Raw genomic sequence first — 5,047 nt, 5'->3', positions numbered from 1 at the left:
CTCCTACTCCCCCCGCCCCCCGCTCTCCCGGGCCCGTTCGCGCTCGGGTGTCCCCGCCGGGCCCCGGCGGACCGCCCCCGGCGCGTTCCACTCCTGGCGGCGCCGGGCGCGCTGCTTGGCCGCCTCGGAGGACTGGAGCTGGTAGGGGACGGACGTCACCATGATCCCCGGCGTGAAGAGGAGGCGTCCCTTGAGGCGCAGGGCGCTCTGGTTGTGCAGCAGATGCTCGTACCAGTGCCCGACGACGTACTCGGGGATGATCACCGACACCGCGTCGCGCGGCGACTCCCGCCGCAGGCTCTTGACGTACTCGATGACCGGCCGCGTGACCTCCCGGTAGGGCGAGTCGAGGACCTTGAGGGGTACGTCGATCCCGCGCCGTTCCCACTCCTCGCGCNNGGTCGACGTTGACGGTGAGCGCCTCCAGCGAGTCGGACCGCATCAGCTTCGCGAAGGCCAGCGCGCGCAGCGTCGGCCGGTGGATCTTGGAGATGAGCAGCACGGAGTGGACGCGGGAGGGCCGGACGCTGTCGTCGCTGGGCCCCTCGGTCGCCGCGAGCTCCGCCGCGACCCCGTCGTAGTGCTTGCGGATCGCGGTCATCGTCGCGAAGAAGATGACCATCCCGAGCAGCGCGACCCACGCGCCGTGCGTGAACTTCGTGACGAGGACGACGACGAGGACGAGCCCGGTGAAGAACGCGCCGAACGCGTTGATGGCCCGCGAGCGGACCATGTGCCGCCGCTTGGCGGGGTCGGTCTCGGTGGCGAGGTGCCGGTTCCAGTGCCGCACCATGCCGGTCTGGCTCAGCGTGAAGGAGACGAACACGCCGACGATGTACAGCTGGATGAGCCGCGTCGAGTCGGCGCCGTAGATCCACACGAGGAGGATCGCGGCGCCGGCGAGCAGCACGATGCCGTTGGAGAAGGCGAGCCGGTCGCCGCGGGTGTGCAGCTGGCGCGGCAGGTAGCGGTCCTGCGCGAGGATCGACCCGAGCACCGGGAACCCGTTGTAGGCGGTGTTCGCGGCGAGGAACAGCACGAGCGCGGTCGCCGCGGCGAGCACCACGAACAGGAAGCTGCCCTTGCCGAACACGGCCTCGGCGACCTGCGTGATCACCGGGTTCTGGACGTATCCGGACCCGACCTCGACCCCGTTCTTCAGCAGGTCCGTCGCCGGGTTCTCCGCCATCCGTACGTCCGTGACGAGCGCGAGGACGATGATCCCGCAGAACATCGTCACCGCCAGCAGCCCCATCGCGGCGAGCGTGGTGGCCGCGTTCTTCGACTTGGGCTTGCGGAAGGCGGGGACGCCGTTGGAGATCGCCTCGACGCCGGTGAGCGCGGCGCAGCCGGAGGAGAAGGCCCGCAGCAGCAGGAAGACCAGCGCGAACCCGGCGAGCCCCTGGTGCTCGGCCTTGATCTCGTACTGCGCGGTCGGCGCCCGCATGTGGTCGTCCAGGACGAGCCCGCGGAACGCGCCCCACGCGATCATGATGAAGACGCCCGCGACGAACACGTACGTCGGGATCGCGAAGAGCTTCCCGGACTCCTTCACGCCGCGCAGGTTCATCAGCGTCAGCAGGACGATCACCGCGACCGCGCACGCCGTCTTGTGCTCGACGACGAAGGGGATCGCGGAGCCGAGGTTCTCGATGCCGGACGAGATGGACACGGCGACGGTCAGGACGTAGTCGACGAGCAGCGCGCTCGCGACGGTAAGACCCGCCTTGGGGCCGAGGTTGGTGGTCGCCACCTCGTAGTCGCCGCCGCCGCTCGGGTACGCGTGGACGTTCTGCCGGTAGGAGGCGACCACGGTGAACATCAGGACGACCACCGCGACGGCGATCCAGGGAGAGAAGTGGTACGCCGACACGCCCGCGATGGACAGGACCAGCAGCACCTCCCCGGGCGCGTAGGCCACGGAGGACAGCGGGTCGGAGGCGAAGACAGGGAGGGCGATGCGCTTCGGCAGGAGCGTTTCCCCAAGCCGATCACTGCGCAGAGCGCGCCCGATCAGGATCCGTTTGGGCACGTCGGTCAGTTTGGACACAACAGAGAATCGTAAGCCTTCGAACACCCGGGCGCCCACACCCGGAGCCGACCTTCACCGCCCGGCCACACGGAAGGAACCGCTCCGTCGTCCACCCGCGAGGTTGTCGGGGAGAACCGTTACGTTGGAGGTGGGCTGTCGACGGCGGTCCCCGGGTCCCCGGACCGGCGGTCCCCCGGGCATGATGTCTGCCTGGCGGTCGCCATCCGGCCGCGATGCTGTGGCCGAAGAGCCGAGATTTGCCCGAAGAGCCGAGAGAGGAACATGAGAACGACAGCGAAGCAGGTCAGCGGACCTGTGGGGAGCGTGGTGTAAGACCATGCACATCGTCATCATGGGCTGCGGCCGAGTGGGCTCAGCCCTCGCGCAGACCCTGGAGCGGCAGGGGCACACGGTCGCGGTGATCGACCAGGACCCGACCGCCTTCCGGCGCCTGGGTTCCTCCTTCGGCGGTCGCCGGGTCACCGGCATCGGCTTCGACCAGGACACCCTGCGCGAGGCCGGCATCGAGGAGGCGGGCGCCTTCGCGGCCGTCTCCAGCGGCGACAACTCCAACATCATCGCGGCCCGGGTGGCGCGCGAGATGTTCGGCGTGGAGAACGTCGCGGCCAGGATCTACGACCCGCGGCGCGCCGAGGTCTACCAGCGCCTGGGCATCCCGACGGTCGCCACGGTCCGCTGGACCGCCGACCAGATGCTGCGCCGGCTGCTGCCGTCCGGCGCCGAGCCGCTGTGGCGCGATCCCACCGGGGGCGTCCAGCTCGCCGAGGTGCACACGTCGCCGTCGTGGATCGGCCACAAGATCAGCACGCTCCAGGAGGAGACCGGGGTCCGTGTGGCGTTCCTCACCCGGCTGGGCGAGGCGATCCTCCCGACCTCGCAGACGGTCCTCCAGGAAGGCGACCTCGTGCACGTGATGATGCGGACCGACGAGGTCGAGAAGGTCGAGGCGGTCTTCGCCGAGGGCCCCCAGGAAGGCGGTCACCGATGAGGGTCGCCATCGCCGGAGCCGGCGCCGTCGGCCGCTCGATCGCGGGCGAGCTCCTGGAGAACGGCCACGAGGTCCTCCTCGTCGACAAGGCCCCCACGGCCATCTCCGTCGAGCGGGTCCCCCAGGCGGAGTGGCTCCTCGCCGACGCCTGCGAGATCACGTCCCTGGACGAGGCGGCCCTCCAGCGCTGCAACGTCGTCATCGCCGCGACCGGCGACGACAAGGTCAACCTCGTCGTCTCCCTCCTGGCGAAAACGGAGTACGGCGTCCCCCGGGTCGTCGCCCGCGTCAACAACCCCAAGAACGAGTGGCTCTTCAACGAGTCCTGGGGCGTAGACGTGGCGGTCTCCACCCCCCGCCTGATGTCGGCCCTGGTGGAGGAAGCCGTCTCGGTCGGCGACCTGGTCCGCCTCCTCCGCTTCAGCCACGGCGACGCGAACCTCGTCGAACTGACCCTCCCCGAGGAATCAGCCCTGGCCGGCACCCAGGTAGGCGACGTCGAATGGCCCGAGGACACCTCCTTGGTCACCATCATCCGAGGCACCCGAGTCCTCACCCCCACAGCGGAAGACTCCCTGGAACCGGGCGACGAACTCCTGTTCGTAGCAGCCCAGGCAAGGGAGGAACAGCTGGAGGACTTGCTGTCGGTGCGAAGAGAAGAAACGGAAGCGTAGGGAGATGAAAGGGGGGGTCCCACCGCGACGCGGCGGGACCCCCCCTTTTTTAGGGGCGCGGGGAACTGCGCGACAAGCCCCAACGGCGCCGCACCTAAAACGAACCCCGGGGTCGAAGGGGCGGAGCCCCTTCAGGATGGGACGGGTAGGGGCGGCGGGGGCGAAAAACTACTCGGCACCCCGAGCAGCCGCAGCCTTCCGCTCCTCCTCAGCCTTCTCCTCCGCCTCCATCTCCGCGAACACATCGATAGGAGCCGGAGCCTTGGCCAAAAACACCCACGTCAGCCACACGGCCAACAGGAACGGCGGAATCTTCAACGCGATGAGCACCCACCCCAGCTGAGTGGTATCGGCCCACCAGTACAGCGGAAACAGAATCGCGCACTTGGCGAGAAGAATGAGCCCCCAGGCCCAACTGGCCTTGGAGTACGCCTTCTTACGCCCAGGATTCCGAGTCCGCCAGGACAGGTTCTCCTTGAAGACGGGCCCGAGCATGAGCCCGATGAGCGGCACCCCGCACAGCGTGGTGACGATGTACGCGAGGGCCAGCCCCAGCGTGTACAGCATCCCCGGCAGATAGAAGTCCTTGGCGTTGCCGGTCATCATCGCGAAGACGACCCCGAAGGCAACCCCGAACACCCCACTGAACGCGTGCTTGACGGTCCCCTTCCGCACCAGCCGCACCACGACCAGCACGACGGACACGGCAAGCGCGGCGATCGCCGACATGTGCAGGTCCTGATTGACCGTGTAGATCGACACGAACAGCAGCCCGGGCACGACCGTCTCGACCATGCCCCGCACACCACCGAACGCCTCGAACAACGCGGCCTCGGTCACCGCCCGAGCATCCCGCGCCTGCTCTTCTCCGGTCGGCTTGTCGAGCGACGTCACCGGCTACTCCCTACCGAGAGGTCTCAGTTCGTACTTAGGATTGAACAGCACCCGCCGACCTCTGCTCATCGAGATCCGGCCGGAGGCGATCAGCCGCCGCCCCGGCTCTATGCCGACGATGGAGCGCCGCCCCAGCCACACCACGTCCAACGCGGCGGACCCGTCGAACAGTTCCGCCTCCAGCGCCGGAACCCCGGCCCGCGGTCGCAGAGTGACCGTGCGCAACGTACCAGTAACGGTCACTATCTGCCGATCCCGGCAGTCCTCGATCCGCGTACACCCGGCGGTCTCGGCGTCCTCCCGCAGCTCCTCGGACTCGAGGTCCTCCTGCGAGGAGGAGAGCCGGCCGAGCATACGCCGGAACCGGCCCACGGGCTTCTCGGAATGCGGCACAGCACTCATACAAGAAGCGTACCGGCCCCCGCGGACCCCCCACCC

General features: G+C 68.8%; 5 protein-coding genes and 1 pseudogene. 2 read left to right on the top strand and 4 right to left on the bottom strand.

Going from position 1 to position 5,047, the window contains the following annotated elements:
- Positions 1-3: 3 nt before the first annotated feature.
- Both AOK24_RS51185 and AOK24_RS26170 read right to left on the bottom strand, forming a co-directional pair.
- A pseudogene (locus tag AOK24_RS51185) lies at positions 4-397 on the bottom strand (DNA-binding protein); the annotation flags it as partial.
- A 2-nt stretch (positions 398-399) separates the two neighbouring features.
- A partial coding sequence (locus AOK24_RS26170) for an APC family permease (protein ID WP_420876692.1) occupies positions 400-2,050 on the bottom strand: 1,651 nt, incomplete at its 3' end.
- A gap of 319 nt (positions 2,051-2,369) precedes the next feature.
- On the opposite strand from AOK24_RS26170, the gene AOK24_RS26165 reads away from it, so the two are divergent.
- A complete protein-coding gene (locus tag AOK24_RS26165; protein WP_055722519.1) occupies positions 2,370-3,041 on the top strand; it encodes a potassium channel family protein in 672 nt (223 codons plus the stop codon).
- Positions 3,038-3,715 (top strand): potassium channel family protein, encoded by a 678-nt coding sequence (locus tag AOK24_RS26160; RefSeq protein WP_055722518.1) that lies wholly within the window; start codon positions 3,038-3,040, stop codon positions 3,713-3,715. Before AOK24_RS26165 ends, AOK24_RS26160 begins: the two co-directional genes overlap by 4 nt.
- Positions 3,716-3,883: 168 nt before the next feature.
- Here AOK24_RS26160 and AOK24_RS26155 read toward each other — a convergent pair whose 3' ends face one another.
- Both AOK24_RS26155 and AOK24_RS26150 read right to left on the bottom strand, forming a co-directional pair.
- Positions 3,884-4,609 carry a DUF3159 domain-containing protein gene (locus tag AOK24_RS26155; protein ID WP_055722517.1) on the bottom strand — a complete coding sequence of 242 codons (726 nt, stop codon included), beginning with the start codon at positions 4,607-4,609 and terminating at the stop codon, positions 3,884-3,886.
- Between the two features lie 3 nt (positions 4,610-4,612).
- A complete protein-coding gene (locus AOK24_RS26150; RefSeq protein WP_055722520.1) occupies positions 4,613-5,011 on the bottom strand; it encodes an OB-fold nucleic acid binding domain-containing protein in 399 nt (132 codons plus the stop codon).
- Positions 5,012-5,047: the final 36 nt, after the last annotated feature.

Source organism: Streptomyces niveiscabiei (genome assembly GCF_001419795.1).
In the GTDB taxonomy this organism is placed as follows: domain Bacteria; phylum Actinomycetota; class Actinomycetes; order Streptomycetales; family Streptomycetaceae; genus Streptomyces; species Streptomyces niveiscabiei.
Note: the sequence above shows the minus strand (reverse complement) of the source record. Positions and strands in the feature narration are given on the sequence as shown.

Excerpts from the sequence above, each read along its gene's own strand:
- AOK24_RS26165 (WP_055722519.1), top strand. The coding sequence starts at position 2,370 with ATGCACATCGTCATCATGGGCTGCGGCCGAGTGGGCTCAGCCCTCGCG.
- AOK24_RS26160 (WP_055722518.1), top strand. The coding sequence starts at position 3,038 with ATGAGGGTCGCCATCGCCGGAGCCGGCGCCGTCGGCCGCTCGATCGCG.
- AOK24_RS26150 (WP_055722520.1), bottom strand. The coding sequence starts at position 5,011 with ATGAGTGCTGTGCCGCATTCCGAGAAGCCCGTGGGCCGGTTCCGGCGT.